The 22594-nt window shown below is 31.5% G+C and carries 20 protein-coding genes; 17 read left to right on the top strand and 3 right to left on the bottom strand.

The window, feature by feature from the left end; translation table 11 throughout:
* Nucleotides 1–4: 4 nt before the first annotated feature.
* Nucleotides 5–691: a SapC family protein gene (locus tag QI155_RS09505; RefSeq protein WP_068860040.1), complete on the bottom strand. Its 687-nt coding sequence runs from the start codon at nucleotides 689–691 to the stop codon at nucleotides 5–7.
* 231 nt (nucleotides 692–922) lie between these two features.
* Here QI155_RS09505 and QI155_RS09500 point away from each other — a divergent pair, with 231 nt between their 5' ends.
* From QI155_RS09500 to QI155_RS09460, 9 genes are all read left to right on the top strand, one after another.
* Complete coding sequence (locus QI155_RS09500; protein WP_281321495.1) at nucleotides 923–3370, top strand: heavy metal translocating P-type ATPase; 2448 nt, start codon at nucleotides 923–925, stop codon at nucleotides 3368–3370.
* Nucleotides 3371–3382: 12 nt separating this feature from the next.
* Nucleotides 3383–3550: a hypothetical protein gene (locus QI155_RS09495; RefSeq protein WP_159426685.1), complete on the top strand. Its 168-nt coding sequence runs from the start codon at nucleotides 3383–3385 to the stop codon at nucleotides 3548–3550.
* 79 nt (nucleotides 3551–3629) lie between these two features.
* Complete coding sequence (locus tag QI155_RS09490; RefSeq protein WP_281321494.1) at nucleotides 3630–4964, top strand: hypothetical protein; 1335 nt, start codon at nucleotides 3630–3632, stop codon at nucleotides 4962–4964.
* Nucleotides 4936–5454, top strand: a complete 519-nt coding sequence (locus tag QI155_RS09485; RefSeq protein ID WP_068861515.1) for a hypothetical protein — start codon at nucleotides 4936–4938, stop codon at nucleotides 5452–5454. Before QI155_RS09490 ends, QI155_RS09485 begins: the two co-directional genes overlap by 29 nt.
* Complete coding sequence (locus tag QI155_RS09480) at nucleotides 5438–5860, top strand: hypothetical protein (protein WP_068861514.1); 423 nt, start codon at nucleotides 5438–5440, stop codon at nucleotides 5858–5860. Before QI155_RS09485 ends, QI155_RS09480 begins: the two co-directional genes overlap by 17 nt.
* On the top strand, nucleotides 5836–7479 hold the full coding sequence (gene mshL / locus QI155_RS09475) for a pilus (MSHA type) biogenesis protein MshL (RefSeq protein WP_281321493.1): 1644 nt from the start codon (nucleotides 5836–5838) through the stop codon (nucleotides 7477–7479). The genes QI155_RS09480 and mshL overlap by 25 nt, the downstream gene beginning before the upstream one ends.
* A complete protein-coding gene (locus QI155_RS09470) occupies nucleotides 7476–9116 on the top strand; it encodes a GspE/PulE family protein (RefSeq protein WP_068861512.1) in 1641 nt (546 codons plus the stop codon). The genes mshL and QI155_RS09470 overlap by 4 nt, the downstream gene beginning before the upstream one ends.
* Nucleotides 9113–10327: a type II secretion system F family protein gene (locus tag QI155_RS09465; protein ID WP_068861511.1), complete on the top strand. Its 1215-nt coding sequence runs from the start codon at nucleotides 9113–9115 to the stop codon at nucleotides 10325–10327. Before QI155_RS09470 ends, QI155_RS09465 begins: the two co-directional genes overlap by 4 nt.
* On the top strand, nucleotides 10327–11154 hold the full coding sequence (locus QI155_RS09460) for an AAA family ATPase (RefSeq protein WP_281321492.1): 828 nt from the start codon (nucleotides 10327–10329) through the stop codon (nucleotides 11152–11154). Before QI155_RS09465 ends, QI155_RS09460 begins: the two co-directional genes overlap by 1 nt.
* Nucleotides 11155–11159: 5 nt before the next feature.
* On the opposite strand, the gene QI155_RS09455 is transcribed toward QI155_RS09460, so the two are convergent.
* Nucleotides 11160–13571: an ATP-binding protein gene (locus tag QI155_RS09455; protein WP_068861509.1), complete on the bottom strand. Its 2412-nt coding sequence runs from the start codon at nucleotides 13569–13571 to the stop codon at nucleotides 11160–11162.
* 101 nt (nucleotides 13572–13672) lie between these two features.
* Between QI155_RS09455 and mutS the strand changes: the two genes are divergently transcribed.
* From mutS to QI155_RS09440, 3 genes are read left to right on the top strand one after another with little or no spacing between them, the layout of a single operon-like run.
* Nucleotides 13673–16243, top strand: coding sequence for a DNA mismatch repair protein MutS (gene mutS / locus QI155_RS09450; RefSeq protein ID WP_281321491.1), 2571 nt, complete (start codon nucleotides 13673–13675; stop codon nucleotides 16241–16243).
* Nucleotides 16236–16847, top strand: a complete 612-nt coding sequence (gene coaE, locus QI155_RS09445) for a dephospho-CoA kinase (protein ID WP_068860196.1) — start codon at nucleotides 16236–16238, stop codon at nucleotides 16845–16847. The genes mutS and coaE overlap by 8 nt, the downstream gene beginning before the upstream one ends.
* Nucleotides 16834–17784 carry a bifunctional riboflavin kinase/FAD synthetase gene (locus QI155_RS09440; RefSeq protein ID WP_068860194.1) on the top strand — a complete coding sequence of 317 codons (951 nt, stop codon included), beginning with the start codon at nucleotides 16834–16836 and terminating at the stop codon, nucleotides 17782–17784. Before coaE ends, QI155_RS09440 begins: the two co-directional genes overlap by 14 nt.
* On the opposite strand, the gene priA is transcribed toward QI155_RS09440, so the two are convergent.
* Complete coding sequence (priA, locus tag QI155_RS09435) at nucleotides 17773–19653, bottom strand: primosomal protein N' (RefSeq protein WP_068860192.1); 1881 nt, start codon at nucleotides 19651–19653, stop codon at nucleotides 17773–17775. The two genes, QI155_RS09440 and priA, sit on opposite strands and share 12 nt — an antisense overlap.
* 97 nt (nucleotides 19654–19750) lie before the next feature.
* Between priA and QI155_RS09430 the strand changes: the two genes are divergently transcribed.
* The 5 genes from QI155_RS09430 (at nucleotide 19751) to nusA (ending at nucleotide 22590) form a co-directional block, all read left to right on the top strand.
* A complete protein-coding gene (locus tag QI155_RS09430) occupies nucleotides 19751–20149 on the top strand; it encodes a tetratricopeptide repeat protein (RefSeq protein WP_068860190.1) in 399 nt (132 codons plus the stop codon).
* Between the two features lie 10 nt (nucleotides 20150–20159).
* Nucleotides 20160–20531: a PA2779 family protein gene (locus tag QI155_RS09425; RefSeq protein WP_068860188.1), complete on the top strand. Its 372-nt coding sequence runs from the start codon at nucleotides 20160–20162 to the stop codon at nucleotides 20529–20531.
* Nucleotides 20532–20641: 110 nt separating this feature from the next.
* Complete coding sequence (locus tag QI155_RS09420; protein WP_068860186.1) at nucleotides 20642–20872, top strand: hypothetical protein; 231 nt, start codon at nucleotides 20642–20644, stop codon at nucleotides 20870–20872.
* A 127-nt stretch (nucleotides 20873–20999) separates the two neighbouring features.
* Nucleotides 21000–21494, top strand: a complete 495-nt coding sequence (gene rimP, locus QI155_RS09415) for a ribosome maturation factor RimP (protein ID WP_068860184.1) — start codon at nucleotides 21000–21002, stop codon at nucleotides 21492–21494.
* Nucleotides 21495–21498: 4 nt separating this feature from the next.
* A complete protein-coding gene (nusA, locus tag QI155_RS09410; RefSeq protein ID WP_068860182.1) occupies nucleotides 21499–22590 on the top strand; it encodes a transcription termination factor NusA in 1092 nt (363 codons plus the stop codon).
* Nucleotides 22591–22594 lie beyond the last annotated feature (4 nt).

Genomic DNA, 22594 nt, shown 5'->3' with positions numbered 1-22594 from the left:
ATTCTTAGAAGACATCAAAAAGTTTAAAGTTTCTCAAACTCAGATAGTGGGCATAAAGAATCAAAAGAGTTCCCTTAGAATTTAGAGTATATAATTTTTCTGGTTGAAGTTTTGAGAGAGCATCTAAATTTGCCATAAGTATATTTCGAAGACGCATTTCTCCATACTTTACATTTATATCAAGATTTAAAGGTTGAAGATAACCATTTTTAAAAATCTCCTGTGAGAATTCCTCTGCATCATGGAAATCCCTTGCAAGTTCAGTAAGTCCTGCTTTTATTTTAGAGAAAAACTCAGTATCATTCCCCTCATCATCAAATAATCTCTCTCCTTCCTCGGACACAAAAGTTTCATCAACTACAATTGAGTAATAATCGTCATCTTTAAAAATTCCAAAGGGATAATGTTTGCAAATATTTGGTATTGCTTCAACTTTCCATGTTCCGTCATCATTTAAAAATATGTTTTTCTGATTAATTCCAATAATTGCAAAGGGAAAAACTATATTGTCTTGAATTCCGAACATTACTGGATAATACATTGTAGCAGTTAAAATTTCAGAATAAGTAAGAGGAACTTTTTCAACTTCCTTCATGAAAGATAAATTATCTGGCATCTTTATCTTTAATTCTCTATGAAGGGTACTATCTAATGCAATGGCTTTCTTAAAGGCTTTCATCAATGCTTTCATTTTTAACCTCCGTAATATTGAAATTTTATGATTATATCCAAAAATTGCTAATTGAGGAAAGACTGTTTTCCTCTCGTCTGTTATTCCGAAGGAGTCCATCCCTTAATGTATCGTCCTCTTTTTTGTCACCCTGAGGCGTAAGCCGAAGGGTCTTCTTCCTACAATAAAAAAAAGAGAAGATATTTCGCTATCACTAAGGATGACAAAATCGCTCAAGACAGCGCTTTTCTAATGGCAATTTTGGGTATCTCAAAGAGTTTGACAGATATTATTAATAAAAAGCAAAATAAATCAATGTCAAAAAATATTGAAATTCCAATAAAAGGGATGACCTGTGCTGCCTGTGCTCAGGCTGTACAGAGAGCTTTAGCTAAATTAAAAGGCGTGGTTAAAGCAGAGGTAAATCTTCTTACTGAAAAGGCAACAGTTGAAGTAACAGAAGAAATTGATATAAAGAGAGTTGTAAGTATAGTAAGGGCAACAGGTTATGATATAGGAAAAACATCTATTTTTCTTCAAGTTAATGAACTTGACCAAGACATAGCAAGGTTAATCGAGGGAAAATTACCCAAACTTGACGGAATCCTTGAAATCAAAACTGACATTGTTAATAAAAATATTAGATTATCATATATTCCCACACTAATTGATGAAAAGGAAATTTTATCAGTCTTTAGAGATTTAAGTGTCAAGGCTAAAAAATATGCAGATAAAGGACTTGAATATGAAGAAAAAAAGAAAGAATTTGCAAAGTTAAAAAGAGACTTGATTTTAAGTTTTATTTTTACACTACCAATTTTTTTAGGAAGTATGTTTAATATTCCCTTGCTTAATAATGGCTATCTACAAATGATTCTTGCCACTTTTGTTCAATTTGTAACTGGATGGAGATTTCACAGATTAGCATTCATTGCTCTTAAACATAGGCAGGCAAACATGAATAGCCTTGTTAGTCTCGGAACAAATGCAGCATATTTTTATAGCCTCCTATCACTTATAACATCACCACATATGCCACATCTATATTTTGAAACATCCGCTGTAATAATTACCCTTATACTTTTTGGTAGAACCCTTGAAGAAAGAGCAAAGACTAAAACCTCAGATGCAATTCAAAGACTCATTCAGATGCAACCAAAAATGGCAACTGTAATAAGAGATGGTAAAGAGATTGAAATTTCCCTTGAGGAAGTCAAATTTGGAGACTCCGTCTTAGTAAAACAATCAGAATCTATTCCTGTTGATGGAACAATTTTGGAAGGCGCAGCATCAATAGATGAATCAATGATAACAGGAGAAAGCATTCCTGTTGAAAAGTCTGTCGGTGATAAAGTAATCAGTGGAACAATTCTTATTTCAGGTGTTATTAAGGTTAAAGCAGAGGCAGTTGGTAAAGAATCCCTTCTTAGTCAGATAATAAAACTCATTGAAGAGGCTCAAACAGGCAAACCACCTGTTCAAAGACTTGCAGACAAAATCTCAGCTATATTTGTTCCAATAGTATTGGCCATTTCAGTAATTACATTTTTATTATGGTTTGTTTTTGGAAGGGAGCTTTCTTTGGCACTTTCAAATGCCATTGCAGTGCTTATTATTGCCTGTCCCTGCGCTTTAGGACTTGCTACACCGACAGCAATAATGGTTGCCACAGGAAGGTCTGCTTCTCAGGGGATTCTTTTAAGAAATGTGGAAAAACTCGAAGAAATTAACAAAATTGAAATTCTTTTTTCTGACAAGACAGGTACTCTAACAATTGGAAAACCAGAGGTAAAAGAGGTGAAATATTTTGGAAGTAATATTCAGGAAATTTTAAAATTGACTGCCAGTGCAGAAAAATACTCTGAGCATCCCTTAGGTAAGGCAATTATAAGACATTGTATGAGACAGGGAATCAGTATTGATGAGCCTCTTCATTTTGAAGTTATTGCAGGGGGAGGTCTTTTTGCAAAGGTTATAGACTCTCAAAACATTGAAAGAGAAATTCTGATTGGGAGTGAAAAATTAATGATAAAAAAACAGATTTCACTACCAGAAATTTTAGATGATGAGCCAACAACTAAGGTATATGTTGCCATTGATGGCAAAATTGTTGCAGTTTTTTCCATTACAGATCCATTAAGGGAAGAAACTTCAGAAATTGTTAATGAACTCAAAAAAATGGGTATAAAAATTGTTATACTTACAGGAGACAATGAAAGGACTGCTCAAGCAGTTGCAAAAAAGCTTGGTATCGAAGAGTATTTTGCGGGAGTTCTTCCAAATGAAAAGGCAAAAATTGTAAGAAAATTTAGAGTAGAAAAAAGAAAAATTGTGGGAATGATCGGAGATGGAATCAATGATGCACCTGCTTTGGCAGAATCTAATGTTGGCATAGCAATGGGAGGTGGTACTGACATAGCAATACATACAGCAGATGTAACTTTAATAAAAGGGGGGCTTAAAGGAGTTCCTTCACTTATCAGATTGAGTAAACTTACTTTAAAAACAATAAAAGAAAATCTTTTTTGGGCATTTATTTATAACATAATAGGAATTCCTATTGCTGCAGGAGTTTTATATATTTTTGGTGGACCCCTTCTAAATCCTATGATTGCGTCCCTTGCCATGTCTTTAAGTTCTGTATCTGTTGTGAGTAATTCATTAAGATTGAAAAGAAGAAGTGGAAAAGAATTTGTCTAAGAATAGTGACCGATGTTTATACTGGGAATTATTCTAATTATTGCTGGATACTTCATACTTTTTAATACTTCTTCCGATGAGTCTGTTGAGATTATTATGAGACAAGCAATAGCAGGAATATCATTAAGCATCTTAGGTGCAGGATTTATTATGTTTTGGATATATAAAAGGTCAAAATGAGTGTAAATTTTATCATTTTCTTTTTATGATATAATAAATTCAAATGAAAAATAAAAAATTTTGGGTTTCGAATAAAATTATGACTAAAGAAGCATATATAAGTATTGAAGGAGTTCATACAAAGATATTTATTCCAAAAAGTAAAAATATTGAAAGAGGTATTTTTTATCAAATTGAAACCAATGAACTTTTAACATTTTTAAAGGAAAATGAAATAAAAGAAATTACGGTATCTCAATTTATCCCTGATTTTATCACATTAACTATTTCAATTCCCTTTGCATCAAAGATACTTAAGAATAAAAAATTATTAAATGGTATAGCGATAACAGAAATTCGTAAAAAATATCCAGCAATACAAAATTTTTCATATTTTTATAAACCCTATGAATCTGCTGGTAGAACTTATTTAAGATGTTATATTATTTTTGAAGAACAATTTAATATTTTCAGTAATCTTGTAATTGAAGGAATTAATGTCAAAGCCTTTTATCCATCTTTTATTCCAATTGTTGAAATTGTTAGAGATTATCAAAATTCTCTGGATACCAATCAGATTATATGTTACATTTCTAAAAATTTGAGATTTCTTTTTATTCTTAAAAAAGATGAAGTCATATTCCAAAGATTTTACGAAAGTGAACCAGATAAATTGACCGAAGAAGATGTTGTTAATATTAATATGACAGTCAATTACGCATTACAAAATCTGAGAATTAATCCTGAAAAAATATTTTTTATCGGTATAAAAACAAAAGAGATTGAAGGATTAAATATACCCTATGAATTTTTAAATTTTTCATCTTTCGAAGAATATATTATTCCGATTTCTCTTCAAAATATTAAGGATAAACTCAAAGGTAAAGAATTTTTCCCCTCTGAATACACAAATTTCAAGAAAACAAAAAGATATTTTCAAATTGCAGTGAGTGTTCTTCTATTGATTGGATTAATTTTAATTTTCAATAATTTTGCCATGATAAAGGAGATACAAATTAATAAGAAACATTTAAATGTTCTAAGAAGCGAAATATTAGCGAAGGAGAAGGAATTTTTTATTTTACAGGATTCCATTAAATATTTTGAGGAAAATATAAAACCTTTTTTAGATCTTCAAAACAAAAAAAATTTTCTTAATGATATAAGGGCATCCATTTATCCTGTAAGTGAAGCAGGAAAGAACAAAGAGAGTCAGATAAGTTCAGTTGAAGTTGAAAATACAAAACCTCAAAAAATAAAAATTACAGGCAAAATATCAGGCAACTCTTTTACTGAACGAGAGATTGCATATACTAAATTTAAAGACATTCTTATCAATAAGGGATTCATAATAACCAAAGAAAACTGGAGTTTTATTAAAGGAGAATTCAATTTAGAGGGAGACTATGAATTTACAGCTCTATCTCAAAAATAATATACAAAGGGAAATATTAAAAATAGCATTAATTTTTACATTAGTCTCCTTTTTGTTTTCATCTTTTATATATCTGAAAAAGATAAATACCGCCCTTAATGAAGATATAAAAAAGCTTGAGATAATTAAAGGTAAAATTCAGAGGACTTCTAACATTGTAAAAACTTTGGAGAAAATTTCTCTTCCTGAATTAAAAACTCCCGAGCTTTTATTAGCTTCCTTACTCGATAATTTAAAATCGAAGTTTCCTGAAACTACCTTTGAAATATCAGAAATAAAAAAAGAAAATTTAGAAACCTTTTGTTCTTTCTCTTTAAAAGGTGAAAGTAATTTTCAAAGACTAACAGATATTTTAGGATTCATTGAAGAATTAAGTTATCCAGTGATAATAATAAAATCAGTTTCATTAAAATCTAAGGATAGTCTTGTAAACTTTGAAATTAAAGGAGAAATTAGGATAATATCTATTAAAAATGAGCGGAAAACTTAAATTATCCTTATTGATACTTATTATTATTTCTATAATAATGCCTGTGGTTGCTTATAAAATCAAGGTGCCCAAGTTTATAACATCCTTAGAAAGTCAAATATTAGAGTTTCATGAACCTGTTCAAATGCAGATTGCTTTAAGAAAAGAATTTAATAAAGTTCTATCTGATCCCTTCAAACTTTCAGAAAAAACGAAAATTTCTGAATCAAAATCTCCAGATATTCAGGTTTTGCCTATTTTGTCTATGATATATGAAGGCAAAGGTCGCTATGCAATAATAGGAGACAGTATTATTAAAGAAGGTGACAGAATTGGTGATTTTAAGATAATAAAAATACTTAAAGATAGGGTTTTATTAATGGATAAAAAAGGAGTGCAACAATGGTTAAAATTGGAAAATTATTGATTTTTTTATCTTTATGTTTATTTATTTTTAGTTGTAATGGTAGGAATATAAAAAGTGAAATTCAAGTTCCTAAGATTGAACCACCCCAAAAAGAAACAGTACTCCAAACACAAAAACTTAAACCAGATTTTAGAATTGAAAATGAAGTTATTAATCCTTTAAAAATTAAGAAAATATCAATTAATGTAAGAAATACTCCTTTAAGAGATGTTTTATTTGTTATTGCAAAGGATGCAGGATTAAATCTTATTCTTGATAAAGATGTTGATCCAGAACTTCCAATTACCCTGATTGTAAGGGATGTTACATTGCAGGATGCCCTTGATTCAGTAATATCATCAACAGACTACTTTTATAAAATTGAAAGAAATATGCTTAAAATATCAGCAACAGATACAAGAATATTTCATTTAAATATATTTCCAATACATCAAACTTACTCAACAGAGGTTGGTGGAGATATTCTTGGAGGTGTAACAGGTCAGTTAACAGGCGCTGGTGGTACAGGAGGAGGTGGTTCTACAGAGCTTAAGGGTAATGTATCTAAAACTGAAAAGTCCGATGATTCAGCCTATAAATTTTGGGATTCTGTTGAAAAAGCTCTTTCATCTATTCTTGGAGTGCAAACTCAAACAATAACTCAAGCTACAGTAACTCAACCTGTTACAGCACAGCTTCAGCCTGGACAAGTTCAGCCACCAAGAGTGGTTGCTCAACCAGTAATACCTACACAGGAAAACTTTGTAATAAACAGACTTACAGGTACAATAATGGTTACAGCAACAAAGAAAAATATGGAGAAAGTTGAGCAATATCTTAATACTGTGAAAGCAGTTATGGGTAGACAGGTTTTGATAGAAGCTAAAGTAATAGAGGTTACTTTGTCAAATTCTCTCAAATACGGAATTGATTGGTCTTTTTTACGAGAATGGTCTCACGGAACACATAACTGGAGCATAGGAGGAAGTACAACTGATTTTACATCAGTTATTCCATCGAATACTCCCTTTTCTGATATTAGATTTTCTCTTACTACAACAGCAATAAAAGATTTCTCTGCTGTAATAAAAGCTCTTGCAGAATTCGGTGATGTAAGAACGCTTTCAAATCCAAGAATAAGCATAATGAATGGTCAAACTTCATTATTGACTGTTGGTAGAAACTTTAGTTTTATATCAAAGGCAGAAAGTAATGTAACAACCTCAGGTACAGGTTCACCAATAGTTACATATACTGTTGAGACAAGCAATCTTCTTTCAGGACTTATTATTGGTATAGTTCCATATATTGATGATAAAGGAGAAATATCTCTTACAATTACTCCTGTCATATCAAATCTTTTAGGGATAACCGAGAAAACTTTTGGCTCTGCAGGTGCTCAAACTATTATTCAGCTTCCCACGGTTGACTTAAGGGAACTTAGTACAACAGTAAAAGTTAAGGATGGAGAACTTGTAATTATTGGAGGATTAATTAAAAGGGAGGAAAATCTTACCGAAAATAAAACACCTATTCTTGGTGATATACCTATATTGGGTAATCTTTTTAAAAGTCATGACAGGGCTCAAACAAACACTGAACTTGTAATCCTTTTGCAACCAAGGATTATTTCACAATGAAGCTTGGGGACCTTTTAATTGAAAAAGGGATCCTTACAGAAGAACAACTTAATATTGCATTAAGTGTTCAAAAAATAACAGGACAAGTTTTGGGTAAATGTTTAACCATGCTTGGCTTTATATCAACACAGGAACTCGCAGAGGTCCTTGCAATACAACACAATCTTGAATATATCGATGTGAGAAACTATCCAATTCAAACAGACCTTCTTAAAAAATTTCATAAAAGTCTTACTGAAACAGCAAAATTTTTACCCCTTGAAGAAATGGAGGATTTTGTTAAAGTTGCTGTAGTTGACCCAAGCAATATAGTTGCTATTGATAGAATTAAAGCATTGACTGGTAAAAGGGCAAAACCTTATCTTACCGATGAAGAAGGTTTTATTGATACCCTAGAAAAGGCATATTATTTTATAGAAAATCCTACTGAAAAAATTATTGAAGATTTTATCCAGATTACATTAAATACAGGTACTGTTCCACCTGAAAAACTCCCATTGCTTGTTGAGTCTATTTTAGCAGAGGGTATAAGAAGAAATGCTACAGATATTCATATATTGATAAATGCAGGTGTTGTCAGTATCTCCTATCGCGTTGATGGAATTCTTCAGTATGCCTACTCTATGTCAAAGACAGTTCATAGTGGAATTATATCTCGATTAAAAATTCTTTCAAAGTTAGATATTGCTGAACAGCGATTACCTCAGGATGGCTCTTTTGTATTCAATTTTCTTGGAAGAAAGTATGAAATAAGAGTTTCAACAATACCAACCATTGAAGGAGAATCAATGGTTTTAAGGATTCTTTTTGGTGGTTCAGAGGAAATATACAGCCTTCCAAGACTCGGGTTTAATGAAGAACTTGTCCATATGATGCAGAGATTAATAAAAAAACCGAATGGAATAATCCTTGTTGTTGGACCCACTGGTTCAGGGAAAAGTACAACCCTTTATGCACTTTTAAGAGAAGTTGACAGACTTCGCAGAAGTGTTATCACTATTGAAGATCCCGTTGAATACAGAATGAGCTTTGCAAAACAAAGTGAAGTTAATGAAAAGATAGGCTATGACTTTGCCCTTGCAGGAAGAAATTTCATGAGGCACGATCCAGATATAATTCTTCTTGGGGAGATAAGAGATGAAGAGACATCACGCATTGCCATTAGAGCATCTATAACAGGTCATTTGGTATTAAGCACTCTTCATACAAATGATGCTGTTAGCGCTATTCCAAGACTTTTTGATCTTGGTGCCGATAAATTTCTTCTTAGTTCTTCTTTGCTTGCTGTTTTAAGTCAAAGATTAATAAGAAAAATATGTCCATATTGTAAAGAATCAAAACAACCGAATGACTATGAAAGGTCTGTTTTTAATAAAGAAGGCATGGAAATATCAAAAGTTTATTATGGAAAAGGTTGCAAAATATGTCGTAATACGGGATATCTTGGTAGAACAGCTATAGGTGAATTAATGATTGTTAATGACGAAATCAGAGAGATGATTTATACAGGAGCCTCTTTCAATGCCTTAGTGCAGGCAGCCAAGAAAAACGGAATGGTTTCACTTAAAATTGATGGCTTGAAAAAAGTTATTGAAGGAATATCAACACTTTCAGAAGTTGAAAGAGTTGTAGGATGAATATTTATTTGTATAAAGCAATTGATCCGAATGGAAAACTTTTTAGAGGTCTCATAAAGGCACAAAATGAAGCATTGGCTATAGATAATTTAATAGCAAAAAATTTTTATGTTGTATCTTTATCTTCTATCCCTAAGATATTTTTACCCCTTTTAACTTTTTTCTCTCCGAAGATAAAAAATATTGAACTTATTGAGTTTACGAAAAATCTTTCAATAATGCTTAAAGCTGGGATACCTTTAACCACAGCACTTTCTGACATATCTGAAAATATAACAAAAGAAAAACTAAAAAGAATTATTTCAGATTTAAAAGAACTCGTTGAAAAAGGAGTTTCATTTAGCCAAGCTATTTCCTATCATAGTGAAGTTTTCCCTCAGATTTTTCAATATCTTATAAAAATAGGAGAGGAAACTGGTAGGCTTGATAAATCCCTTGATGATCTTGCAGAGCATTTTCAAAAAATTGAAGATTTAAAAACTGCTATTAAGAGAGCGTTAATTTATCCTGTTTTTGCAACAGTTGCTTCATTTGGTGCAATGGGTTTCTGGATTATCTATGTTTTACCTAAAATAGTAAGTGCAATGAGAGATATGGGAATAAAGATTCCTTTTATTACCAATCTTCTTGTAGAAATCGGTGTTATCTTACAAAAATATTTTTATCTTATCCCTGTAATTGTCTTTGCCTTGATTGTTGTTTTTAAGATTTTTAAAAGAAATGAAAAGTTTCAATGGGCAATAAGTTACTTAAGTTTTAATCTTCCTATTTTTAAACAGATATTTTATACCCGTGCTGTGGCTCTTTTTTGTGAACAGATGAGAATACTTTTTAGTGCTGGTATTCCTATTGATAATGCCCTTGACATGACAGCAGAAGTTATAAATAATGAACTGATGAAAAAGGCAATAAAGAATGCTAAGGAAAAAATCTTAACAGGAAATCCCATTTCTGATTCCCTTAAAGAGGAAAAAATTTTCCCTTCTCTTTTAATAAGGCTTGTGCATGTTGGAGAGACCTCTGGACGACTTGAAGAACAGTTAAACTTTTTAAATAACCACTATACAGCCTATTTAAGAGAATATTCCGCAAGGCTTGGTAAAGTGATTGAACCTATAATGATAGGAGTTATCGGAGCATTTTTTGCAATTGTCCTTGTAAGCCTGTTAAGTCCTCTTTATGAATTAATTTCCAAATTAGGGAGAGGCTAATGGAGTATTTGAATTTTTATAAATTTAAGGAAGATCCCTTCGGAATAACACCCGATCCGGAATTTTTCTATCCCTCAAGGGTTCATATGGAAGCGCTTCAATCAATGGAGTATCTTTTAAGAAAAGGCGAGGGTTTTATGCTCATTATCGGTGAACCTGGTACAGGAAAAACCACGTTAATTAGAACCTTTTTAAAGAATTTCAACCATGAAGTATCTCCGATTATTGTTTATCAGTCTACTCTCTCCGCAAAGGAATTTCTGAAAGCAATTGTGAGAGAACTTATAAACAATGAGATAATGATAACAGAAAAAATTGAAAAAGTCTTTGACAAGATTGATCTTTTTGAAATTTTGAAAGGTGAATTTATAAAAAGAAAAAATATGGGACTGAAAAATTTAATTATAATTGACGAAGCACAGGATTTACCAGAGGAAACTCTTACAGAGATAAAACATTTATCAAATATTGAAACAGAAAAGGAAAAACTTGTTCACTTTATTTTACTTGGTCAACCTTATTTTGAAGGAATCCTCAAAAGTCCCCATTATGCCCAACTTAATCAAAGAATTAGTCTTAAAGTAAGATTAACACATTTCGACAGAGAAGAGGTAGAAAATTATATAAAATTCAGAATTCAAAGAGCAGGGGATGTGCCTGTAACCTTTGAAAACAAAGCAATAAAGACAGTCTATAAAGTTTCAAAGGGTATTCCAAGAATAATAAATCTAATATGTTCAAGAGCTTTAATGGTTGGTTACTTAGAAAGTTCTTATGTAATTAAAAAATCCTATGTAAAATCTGCTATAAAACATCTCAATTTTTAAAGGTTTTATAAACCTTGATCATTCTCTTTATCTTTTTCTTTCTTTTTAAATAACTTTGACATTTCTTCAAGCTTTTTCATTATATGATAGTTTATAGTTCCTTCAGGATATGTTCCATCGGCAGTAAGTTCACCAGCTTGCATATCTGTAAGTATTTCAAGTCCTTCCTCTACATAATCAATAGCATAAATGTGGAAGGTTCCTTCTTTTATTGCTTTCTGGATTTCCTCTTTCAACATTAGATGTTTTACATTTCTTCTTGGAATTATTACTCCATGGGTTCCATCGAATCCTCTAATTTTACATAGTTCAAAGAATCCTTCAATTTTTTCATTAATTCCTCCAACAGGTTGCACTTCTCCCCTTTGGTCCATTGAGCCAGTAACTGCAATATTTTGTTTAAGAGGTATTTCAGCAATGCTACTTAAAAGGGCATAAAGTTCTGCACAGGTTGCGCTATCTCCTTCTATCATTTCATAGAGTTGCTCAAAAGTAAGAGAGGCACTAAGGCTAATTGGTTTTTTTATGGCATATTTACTCATTAGATAACTTGAAAGAATCATTATAGCTTTTTCATGGATCTTTCCGGACATCTTTGTCTCTCTTTCAATGTTAATTATGCCTGCTTTCCCAAGATATACTCTTGCAGTAATACGAGAAGGTTTGCCAAAGCTATAATCTCCCAAATCAATAACAGCAAGTCCGTTAATTTGTCCAATCTTTTTACCTGAGGTCTCTACAATCAAAACATCTTCAAGAATTAGTTCTCTAAGTTTTTCTTCTATACTTGCTGATCTGTAAACCCTTTGCTCGAGAGCTTTTTTTACATGTTCAGCATAAACTATATCTTTCCTGTCTTTTTTTGCCCAGAAATGGGCTTCTCTTATTAAGTCTGCGATACTGCTAAACTGAGTTGAAAGTTTCTCTTGATGTTCAGCTAACCTTGATCCATATTCTACAATCTTTGCAACAGCTCCTCGATGAAAAGGAAGAAGTCCTTCATCCTTTTGACACAAAGCGATAAATTGAGCATATTTTTTTATATTTTCTTCATTTCTTGGCATTCTAATATCAAAATCTGCTTTTACTTTGAAAAGTTCTCTGTATTCATCGTCATAGTTGTATAGTATGTAATACAGAAAAGGAGTTCCAGTAAGAATAACTTTAACATCTAATGGAATTGGTTCAGGTCTGAGTGTAGTAGTGGTGATTAGCCTATATTGTTCCCAAACATCTTCTATGCGAATTTCTCTGCTTCTTAATGCTCTTTTTAAGGCATCATAGGAGAAAAGATTTTTTATTAAAGCCATAGCATCAATTACAAGATAACCACCATTTGCTTTATGAAGAGAACCAGGTTTGATCATGGTAAAATCAGTTATTGCCATTCCATATTGGATTTTATATTCAATTCGTCCGAAAAGATTAAGATATGTTGGATTAGGTTCATAGACAACAGGAGCTCCTTCAGTGTTAGAGTTGTCAACAATAACATTAACGCTGTATTTAGCAAAGGAGACTTCTCTTTGAAGCTTCATAAAAGGAGGCATGGGCGGAACAGCTTCTTCTTGAATCTTAAAATCCTGAACATTATTAAGTATGTCTTCTTTTACAGCATTGAGGTATTCTATAATTTTTTCATTGAAAGAATACTTTTTCTTAAGCTCTTCAATGGGTTGCTCTAATACATCAAGGGCAATCTGTCTTTCTAAACGGATTAGCATATCTTTTACAATTTTTTCTGCTTCTCTAACTGCTCTTACAACATCATCAAGTTTGTCTTGAAGCATTTTGCCAAGTTCATCAATTCTCTTTCTTGTCTCAGAATCAAGGGCTTGGAATTCTTCTTCTGTAAGTGGTTCACCATCCCGTTTTACAGGAACAATTATTAATCCAGCAAGAGCTTTACGAATTGCAAAGCCTTTTGCTCTTGCCTCTTCTTCTATTGCAGAAAACCATTCTTTTTGTTTTTGCTGAAAATCTTCAAGAATTCTGTTCCTCTGTTTGTCATATTCCTTTGATTCAAAGGCTTTGGGAATTTCAATTTTCAAGGTATTTATTAGATTTTCCATATCTTTTTGAAATTCTTTAGCTTTCCCTGGAGGTAAACTCACTGCAATTGGAGCATCAGGGTTTTTAAAATTATGAAGATAACACCAATCTGGAGGTACAGGCTCTTGTTTGACTTTTTCTGAAAGCATAGTTCTAATGGCACGCATTTTCCCCGTACCCTGAATTCCTAAAGCGTATATATTAAATCCCTTTGCAGGTAAATTTAATCCGAAATCTAAAGCAGCGATAGCTCTATCCTGACCAATGGTACCTGTTAGGGGTTCTAAATCTATGGTTGTATCAAACTGAAAGATAGATTCATCGCAATTTTTATAGACATCCTCTGCTTTTAGTTTGAAAACCATCTTACCCTCCAGTTTTAATTTTTCATATTATACCACTTTATCTTTTAAAATTAGGAATAATCCTTTCGAGTTTATGCTAAATATAATTTATAATAAAAATAATGAACTCTAAAAATTTCTTACAGGAAGAACTTACCCCTCTTATGCGTCAATATATGAAAATAAAGGAACAATATAAAGATTCTATTGTCTTTTTCAGGCTCGGTGATTTCTATGAAATGTTTGCAGAAGATGCCATATTAGCATCAAAAATTTTAGGCATAACCCTAACATCAAGAGATAAATCAAAGGAAAATCCTATTCCAATGTGTGGCATCCCCTATTTTGCTGCTGATTCTTATATTGAAAAACTCATAAAGGAAGGTTATAAAGTAGCAATTTGCGAACAAGTTGGTGATCCAAAAACATCAAAAGGAATTGTTGAAAGACAGGTATTGAAAGTATTAACTCCAGGAACTTATTTACCAGAAGGAGTCAAAGAAAATGTTTATATAATGGCAATGTATCCAACAAAAGGAAAAGTAGGAATTGCCCTTGCAGATATTACTATCGGAGATTTTATTCTTTATGAAAGCAAAAAAAGCATAATTGATGAAATAGGAAGATTTGAACCAAAAGAGATTTTGATTCCAAAAAGTCTTGAAGATACAATAAAATTTGAAAATCTTTCCTATTCTATTACCTGCCTTGATGACTGGAAATTCGATTATATGCTTTCTTACAGGACTTTATTAGAGCATTTTAAAGTTACATCTCTAAAAAGCTTTGGTATTGAAGATTTTTCAACTGCTGTGTCAGCAACGGGAGCACTTATCAAATATTTAGAAGAAAATAAACAGAAGACAGAGTTTAAAAAGTTAAGAGTTTTGAATCTATCTGATTTTATGCTTCTTGATACTGCTACTAAAAAAAATTTAGAAATTTTTACCTCCCTTGATGGTAGCACAGAGGGTTCTCTTTTAGGGGTTTTAGATGAAACAATGACTTCAATGGGAACAAGATTTTTAAAAAATGCTCTTAATTGTCCTCTTCTTAAGATATCAGAAATAGAAAAAAGACTTAATCAAGTGGAATTTTTCTATAGAGATTCCATTTTGAGACAATCTATTCAGAGCATTCTAAAGGATTTTCCTGATATAGAAAGACTTGCCCTTAAAATTAAGTCAGGAAGTATTTCTCCAAAGGAACTGAAAGCATTAAAAGAAGGTTTAAAAAAGATACCTAATATAAAATCAAGCCTTGCAAAGGCTGAATTATTAGAAATTAAAGAACTCTTTGATAAACTCTTTGAACTAAATGAGATGGTAAATCTTATTGAAAATGCCCTTGTTGAAAATCCACCTCATACTGTAACAGAAGGATCAATTTTTAAGAAAGGTTATAATGCAATTATTGATGAACTGAGAATTTTAGCTCATGAAAGTAAAAAATATATTTTGAATATTGAATTAGAAGAAAGGAAAAAAACAGGAATAAATTCGCTTAAAATAGGATTTAATAGAGTTTTTGGATACTATATTGAGGTAACAAAGCCTAATTTACATCTTGTCCCCTCTTATTATATAAGGAAACAAACCCTCGCTAATGCTGAAAGATTTATAACAGAGGAACTTAAAGAGCTTGAATCGAAAATTATCGGAGCTGAGGAAAAACTAAAAGCCCTTGAACAAGAACTTTATATAGAATTGATAAATAAAATAAATCCCTACACAGACTTTATACTTCAAAATGCTAATACATTAGGTTATCTGGATTTTTTATGTAGCCTTGCCTCAGTAGCATCAAAAAATAATTATGTAAGACCTGAGATATGTGAAGATGAAATAATAGAAATACAGGATGGAAGACATCCAGTTATAGAAAGACTTATTCAATTGGGCAGACTTCCTGAACAGAGATTTATCCCCAATGATCTTTTAATAGGTTCAGAAGAACAAAAAATTATAATCCTTACAGGTCCAAACATGGCAGGAAAATCTACATATCTGAGGCAGAATGCTTTAATTGTATTGATGGCTCAGATTGGTTCTTTTGTCCCTGCAACTAAAGCAAAAATAGGAATAGTAGACAGAATTTTTACTCGTATAGGAGCTTCTGATTATCTATCAAAGGGACAGAGTACTTTTATGGTTGAAATGATAGAGACAGCAAATATTCTTAATAATGCTACATCAAAAAGTTTCATAATACTTGATGAAGTAGGTAGAGGTACAAGCACTTTTGACGGAATAAGTATTGCTTGGGCTGTTGTAGAATATATCGCTGAAAAAATTAAAGCAAGAACTCTTTTTGCTACTCACTATCATGAACTGACCGAACTTGCTTTTAATATAGAATGTGTTAAAAATTATACAGTTGTTGTTAAAGAATGGGGCGATGAAATAATTTTTTTAAGAAAAATAGAAAAGGGAGGAACTGACAAGAGTTATGGTATTCAAGTGGCAAGACTTGCAGGGCTACCACAGGAAATATTATGCAGAGCAAGAGAGATTTTGCAGAGATTGGAAAAAAGAGAATTTCAAACCTTTAAGCCACTGGCAAGACAACTTGATCTTTTCTTTCAGGGAGACCCTATTTTAGTAGAGTTAGCAAAAATTGATATAGAAAATTTATCTCCCCAAAAAGCTCTGAAAAAACTTAGAGAATTAAAGGAGATGCTTAAAAATGATTAAAGTGGGGCTTACAGGAAACTACGGAATGGGTAAAAGCACAGTGGCAGAAATTTTTCATAAACTTGGTGCTTATGTTATAAACACAGACAAAATTGTAGAAGAACTTCTTGAAAAGAAAGAAATAATCGAAGAAATCAAGAGATTATTTGGAGAAGAAGTTTTAGTAAATGGTAAGTTAGACAAAAAATACATAGCAAAAGTAGTTTTTGATAATCCTCTTATGCGAATATATCTTGAAAATATTCTTCATCCAAGGGTTTTTGAAAAAATTGATGATTTAATAAAGAACATTCCTAAGAGAGGAGAACCTCTAATTGTAGTTGTTGAGGCTCCAATTATTTTTGAAAGAGGTTATCAAAACAAATTTGATATAATAATTACAGTCTATACACCAGAGAAAATCGCAGTTGAAAGACTCAAACAAAAGGGAATTTCTGAAGAAGAGGTATCACGCAGACTTAAATGTCAGTTTCCAATAGAGATGAAAAAATCAAAGTCAGATTATATAATAGATAATTCTGGAAGTATTGAGGAAACTTCCGTACAGGTTGAGGCAATATTTCAAAAACTCATCACTTTGGAGAGAAAATATGCAGGTAATTAGGGAAGTTAAAAAAATTGAGCATGCTAATACAGTTATTACAATAGGTAATTTTGATGGCGTTCATCTTGGACATCAAAAACTTTTTGATTTTGTAAAGAGAAAGGCAAAGCAAATTAGTGGTAAAAGTATTGTTGTTACCTTTAATCCTCATCCAATAAAAGTACTTTTTAAAGAGCATCCATTAAAACTTATAACAACAGTAGAAGATAAAATAAAATTAATTGAGAAGTGTGGAATAGATATTACAATTTGCATACCCTTTACATTGGAATTTGCTCAAATAGAGGCAGAAGATTTTGTGAGCAAAATACTTTTAGATAAATTTAATGCAAAATGGATTATAGTTGGATATGATTACAGGTTTGGCAAAAATAGACGAGGAGATCGAGAAATGCTTAAAAAACTTTCAGAATTTTACGGATTTAAAGTTACAGTAGTTAAAGCATATAAAAAAAGAGGAAAAATTTTAAGTAGTACTGCTGTAAGAAATGCTCTTATGGAGGGTAACATTAAAGAGGCAAACCTTTTTTTAGGTAGAGCTTATCACATAGATGGAGAAGTGATAAAGGGAGCTGGCAGAGGTTCATCAATTCTTGGATATCCCACAGCAAATATACTGCCAAAACAGGAGATAATTCCAAAGGAAGGAGTATATGCTGTTAAAGTGACCATTAAAGATGGATTAACTTTTAAAGGCGTTGCAAATATTGGCAAAAATCCTACATTTGGCAATACAAATTTAAGTTACGAAGTTCATATCCTTGATTTTAAAGAAGACCTACTTGGAAAAATCATAAGAGTTCATTTTATTGAAAGACTTAGAGATGAAAAAAAGTTTACTTCTTCAGAGGAACTTAAAAACAGAATAGCTCAGGATATTGAGTTCGCAAGAAAAATATTTCGGAAAGACAAAACAAAACTTTTTTTAGATTTTTAAACTTACAGGGTCTACTTCTATTTTATAAGTAATTCCTTTGAAATCTTTAAGCTTATCAATATTTTTTGATAAATCTTCAATTAGTCTTCTTTTTTCCTTTGAGCGAAGGATAAACACAAATTCATATGTTTGTTCTCCTTTAACTGGACCGATTATTTCTCCTGATATATTAGATTTTAAGAATCTTTTTAACTCTTCAATTATATCTGTTGAGGTTGTTTTTTTTAGAAGGAAACTTATTTTAACCAATCTAACAAAGGGAGGGAAATTAGCTTCTCTACGATTTTTAAGTTCCGTCAAGTAGAGTTCTTTAAAATTGTAAGAACGGAAAAATTTGAAAATATCCATTTCTGGTTTTCCTGTCTGAATAAAAAGTATACCTTCTTCCCTTATAAGATGGCTGATAGATAAAACTTTAGCAAAGGCATTTTCAATTGCCCTGTAATCAGGAATAGTAAGGAAGAAATCAAAATCTACAAAAACAGCTCCTTTAAATATTGACGTATATGTTTTTTTAAGCTTGCTTGCCTGTCCAATAAAAATTCCCTGCATTTGATTTTGTCCTAAATCAAAATCTTTTATTTCCACATCTCTTTTGGAAAAAATTTTTTGAAGTTCTTCTTTTAATCTTTCAACACCGATGCCTAATGGATAGAGGTCTAAAGAGGCACAGTAGGGACAAGATTCGAAGGTTTTAACAGTTAAATTACAGCGATTACATCTAATGGTTAAATTATTCTTATTAAAAATCATTCTACTTCCACATCTATCACATTTAATTATTTCTCCACAGTCTGAACATCTTAAAAGACTAAATCCAGCTCTTGGAGAAATCACAAGTACTTTTTCTTTTTCCAAAAGTTTCAGATTAAGCAGAATATCAGGATGAAAAAGGTTGTTTCGAGGTTGCCTTAAAATTTTTATTTCAGGATGTTTAAGTTGATTAAAATCATCAATAAATTTAAATTTTCCAGATAAAACATTATAATAAGAAGTTACTGAAGGTATTGTGTCAAAAAGAATTACAGGACAATTTTCAATAAAGCCTCTTTTTACAGCGCAATCCCTTGTTTGATATCTTGGAGATTCTTCAGCTTTATAAAGCCAACTTGATTCTTGGGAAATCATAATCATAGAGAGTTTTTTAACAGGAACAAAAATTGCAGATCTTGTTCCAACAATTATTTTTACTTCATTAGATATTATTTTTTTTATGGAGTTTTTTAATTCAGTTTTTGTCATTTCACTATGAATTAATACAGCTTTATCATTAAAATGCTTTTCAAAATATTCAAAGCATGATATAGCATCTCTGATTTCAGAAAAAATCAACAGCACAGTTCCCTCAAGATGTAAAAGCTCTTTTACTGCTTCTATCATTAATTTTATTTCATAAAGGATATTTGGAGTGTGAATTAGTAATGTCTTATATTTAGATTCTTTAGCTAAGTCTGTTATTTTTGATAATGTTTCGATATTTATTGGGATACTTTCAAAGGATAAATTTATTTTTTTCTTATTTAGTAGCTTAGAAGAAGATTTTTTTCCTCTTTTTCCTTTTAAAATGGAAATTATCTCATTAAAGAAGGTTGCTCTAAGAACAGTTCCTGTTTCTGTGAGATAATAAAAACTCATCCATTTCAAAAAATCGATAAAACTTTTTGAATAGGCTTCTCCGAGAATAGATTCAATTTTTTTTATCTGTTCAACTTCAACAGGTTTATAATCTTTTTTATCTATTACAATTCCTTCAACTAATTTGTTTTTTAATGGAACTGTTACTGCATAACCTGTTAAATCAATCTCCTTTTCGAAATAGTATGTTAACACTTTAACTTTTTGGGGAATAGATACATCGAAATAAGGCATAATGTAATTTTAACAGTTTTATGGTATAATTTATTCAATGTTTAAAAAAGAGTTGTCAATAATTTTTCTCTTCTTTATTTTTATTTCTGGATGCAGTATGCCTCAAATAGTAGTTTTAAAGGATCCTCTTACTCCTGAAGAACATCTTCAACTTGGATTAAGTTATGAAAAAAAAGGACTTATTGATGAAGCAATAAAACATTTTAAAGAGGCTTCAAAATATGATGCAAGAGGCTTTCTTTTTCTCGGAAACTTATATTTTAAGCAAAACCAATTTGATGATGCTGAAGTAAACTTTAAAAAGGCGATTAAAAAAGACAATAAACTTGCCGATGCCTACAACAACCTTGCTTGGCTTTATTTAACAAAGAACATAAATCTTGATGAAGCGGAAGAATTGGTTAAAAAAGCAATAGAACTTGAAAAGGAAAATACAGAAAAAATTAAGTATTATCAGAATACTCTTGATAAAATTAAAAACCTAAAAACCAAATAGGAGGTGCTTTATGTTTAAGAAATTTTTATCAATTTACCTAATTGTAGCCATATTGGTAATCGGAATGGTTCAATCTGCTACTGCTGCTTTTATCCCATCCGAATTAACTCTTAACACAAAAGCACAGGATTTGGAAAAAGTTCAAAAATTTCTCGAAATGAAAATTGTTTCGCAAAGACTTAAAGATTTTGGATACTCTGAAAAGGAAATTATGGACAGGCTTTCAAAACTCGATGAAACAACTTTACATAACCTGGCATTAAAAATTGATGAAATTAAGGTTGCAGGTGATGCTGGATTAGCTGTAATTTTAGCTTTGGTAATCATAGCATTAGTAGTTTTAATTATTAATCTTACAGGACATAGAGTGGTTGTAAAATAGATAAAAAATAGGGTTGACAAAAAGATATACTCAATGGTAAAAAATAAAAGTCAAAGGGATTTCGGTTTTGACATTAAAAAATCATAGTTGAAAGGAGGTGAATACGTAAGATGAAGAAAATATTGGCATTAGTACTTTCATTAATTCTTATGGTATCCTTTAGCTTTGCTTTGGGATGTAAGAAGGCTGAAGAGCCAAAGAAACCTGAGGCACCAGCACCTGCACCAGCACCAGCACCTGCACCAGCACCTGAGGCACCAAAGGCTCCTGAGGCACCAAAGGCTCCTGAAGCACCAAAGGCTCCTGAAAAAGCTCCTGAAAAACCTGCTGAGAAAAAATAATTTAGCAGGATATAATGAAAGCAACACCGGATTTATTCTGGTGTTGCTTTAAAGTTTTTAAAAGTGTTAAACTTTTTGAAAGAGTGGGTACTCCCACTCTTTTATTTTGATGGAATAGAGGTATCAATTGAATATTAAAGAATTAAAAGAAATCATAAGTAATTATGCAGTTGAAGTTAGCGAAACCGAGGGAGTTGAAGTTATTGACATAGAAGTTCATCCTGGGGGGAAAGGATTGGTAGTTACAGTTTTTATTGATAAAAATGGTGGTGTTACTGTAAAAGATTGTGAAAATTTTTCTCGTTCTTTGGAGGCAATACTTGATATTGAAGATCCTATAAAAAGTTCCTATATATTACAGGTATCTTCTCCAGGTATAGACAGACCTTTAAAAGGAAAAAGAGATTTTTTAAGAAACATAGGAAAAAAAGTGAAAATAACTACAAAAGAAAAAATATCTGATAAAACATTTTTTATTGGTAAAATAATAGATGTTGGTGATGATTGGGTGAGAATAGAAATTCAAGAGACTGATAAAAAGGGTAGAAAAAAATCTGAAAGGGGAGAACTTTTATTTATTCCATTAAATAAAATTCTTAAAGCACAAATTTATATAGGGTAATGATATGGGAAAAGAGTTAAAACTTTTAACAGAACAAATAATGAGAGAAAAGGGTATTAACAAGGATGCAGTAATAGAACTGCTTGAGGCTGCTCTTATATCAGCTATTAGAAAAAAATATGGAAATAAGTCAACTATTAAATTAAAAATAGATCCCCAAATATTTGATATAAAAATTTTTGAGATTAAAAAGGTTGTTGAAGAAGTTAATGATCCTTCTTCAGAAATTTCCATAGAAGAAGCTAAGCAAAAATTTGTAGATAAAGGCATTGGAGATACAGTAGAAATTCCTCTTTCCATTCAAGATTTTGGAAGAATTGCTGTACAGACTGCAAAGCAGGTTCTTTTTCAAAAAATTAGAGATATTGAACGTTCTATAATATATGAAGAATTTAAAGATAAAGTAGGCAGTATCATAAGCGGAACAGTTTTAAGAAAAGAAAAGGGAAATTTCTATATTCTTGTTGGTAAAGCTGAAGTAATTTTGCCTGAGAAAGAAATGCTCCCTCAGGACAATTTAAAAAGAGGAGATATAATTAAAGCCTATATATACGAAGTTAGACAAACAGCTAAAGATCCAATTATAAAAATATCAAGAACCCATCCTAATTTTGTTATAGGATTATTTCATCTTGAAGTGCCTGAAATTCAGGACGGAATAGTACAAATAAAAAGCATTGCAAGGGATCCAGGAGAAAGAACTAAAATAGCGGTATTTTCAAAGGATCCATCTGTAGATCCAGTGGGTGCTTGTGTGGGTATGAAAGGAACAAGAGTTCAATCTGTTGTTAGAGAATTAAGAGGGGAGAGGATAGATATAATACCCTATAGCGAAGATCCAAGTTTATTTATTGCTAAGGCTTTGACACCTGCAACTGTTTTAAAGGTTGGGATTAATGAATCAGAAAAAACTGCAATAGTAGTAGTGGAAAATGATCAGCTTTCTTTGGCAATTGGGAAAAAGGGGCAGAATGTGAGATTAGCCTCAAAATTAACAGGCTGGAACATTGATGTTTTAAGCGAATCTGAATATGCTCAATTAAAACTTAAAGAGGCAGACAAATCTCTTCAGGAAGGTTTCCGTAAAGAAACTTAAATTG

The sequence above is a fragment of the Thermodesulfovibrio sp. 1176 genome, assembly GCF_029946585.1.
GTDB lineage: Bacteria > Nitrospirota > Thermodesulfovibrionia > Thermodesulfovibrionales > Thermodesulfovibrionaceae > Thermodesulfovibrio.
The sequence above is the reverse complement of the archived record's forward strand: the minus strand, read 5'-3'. Positions and strand labels throughout refer to the sequence as shown.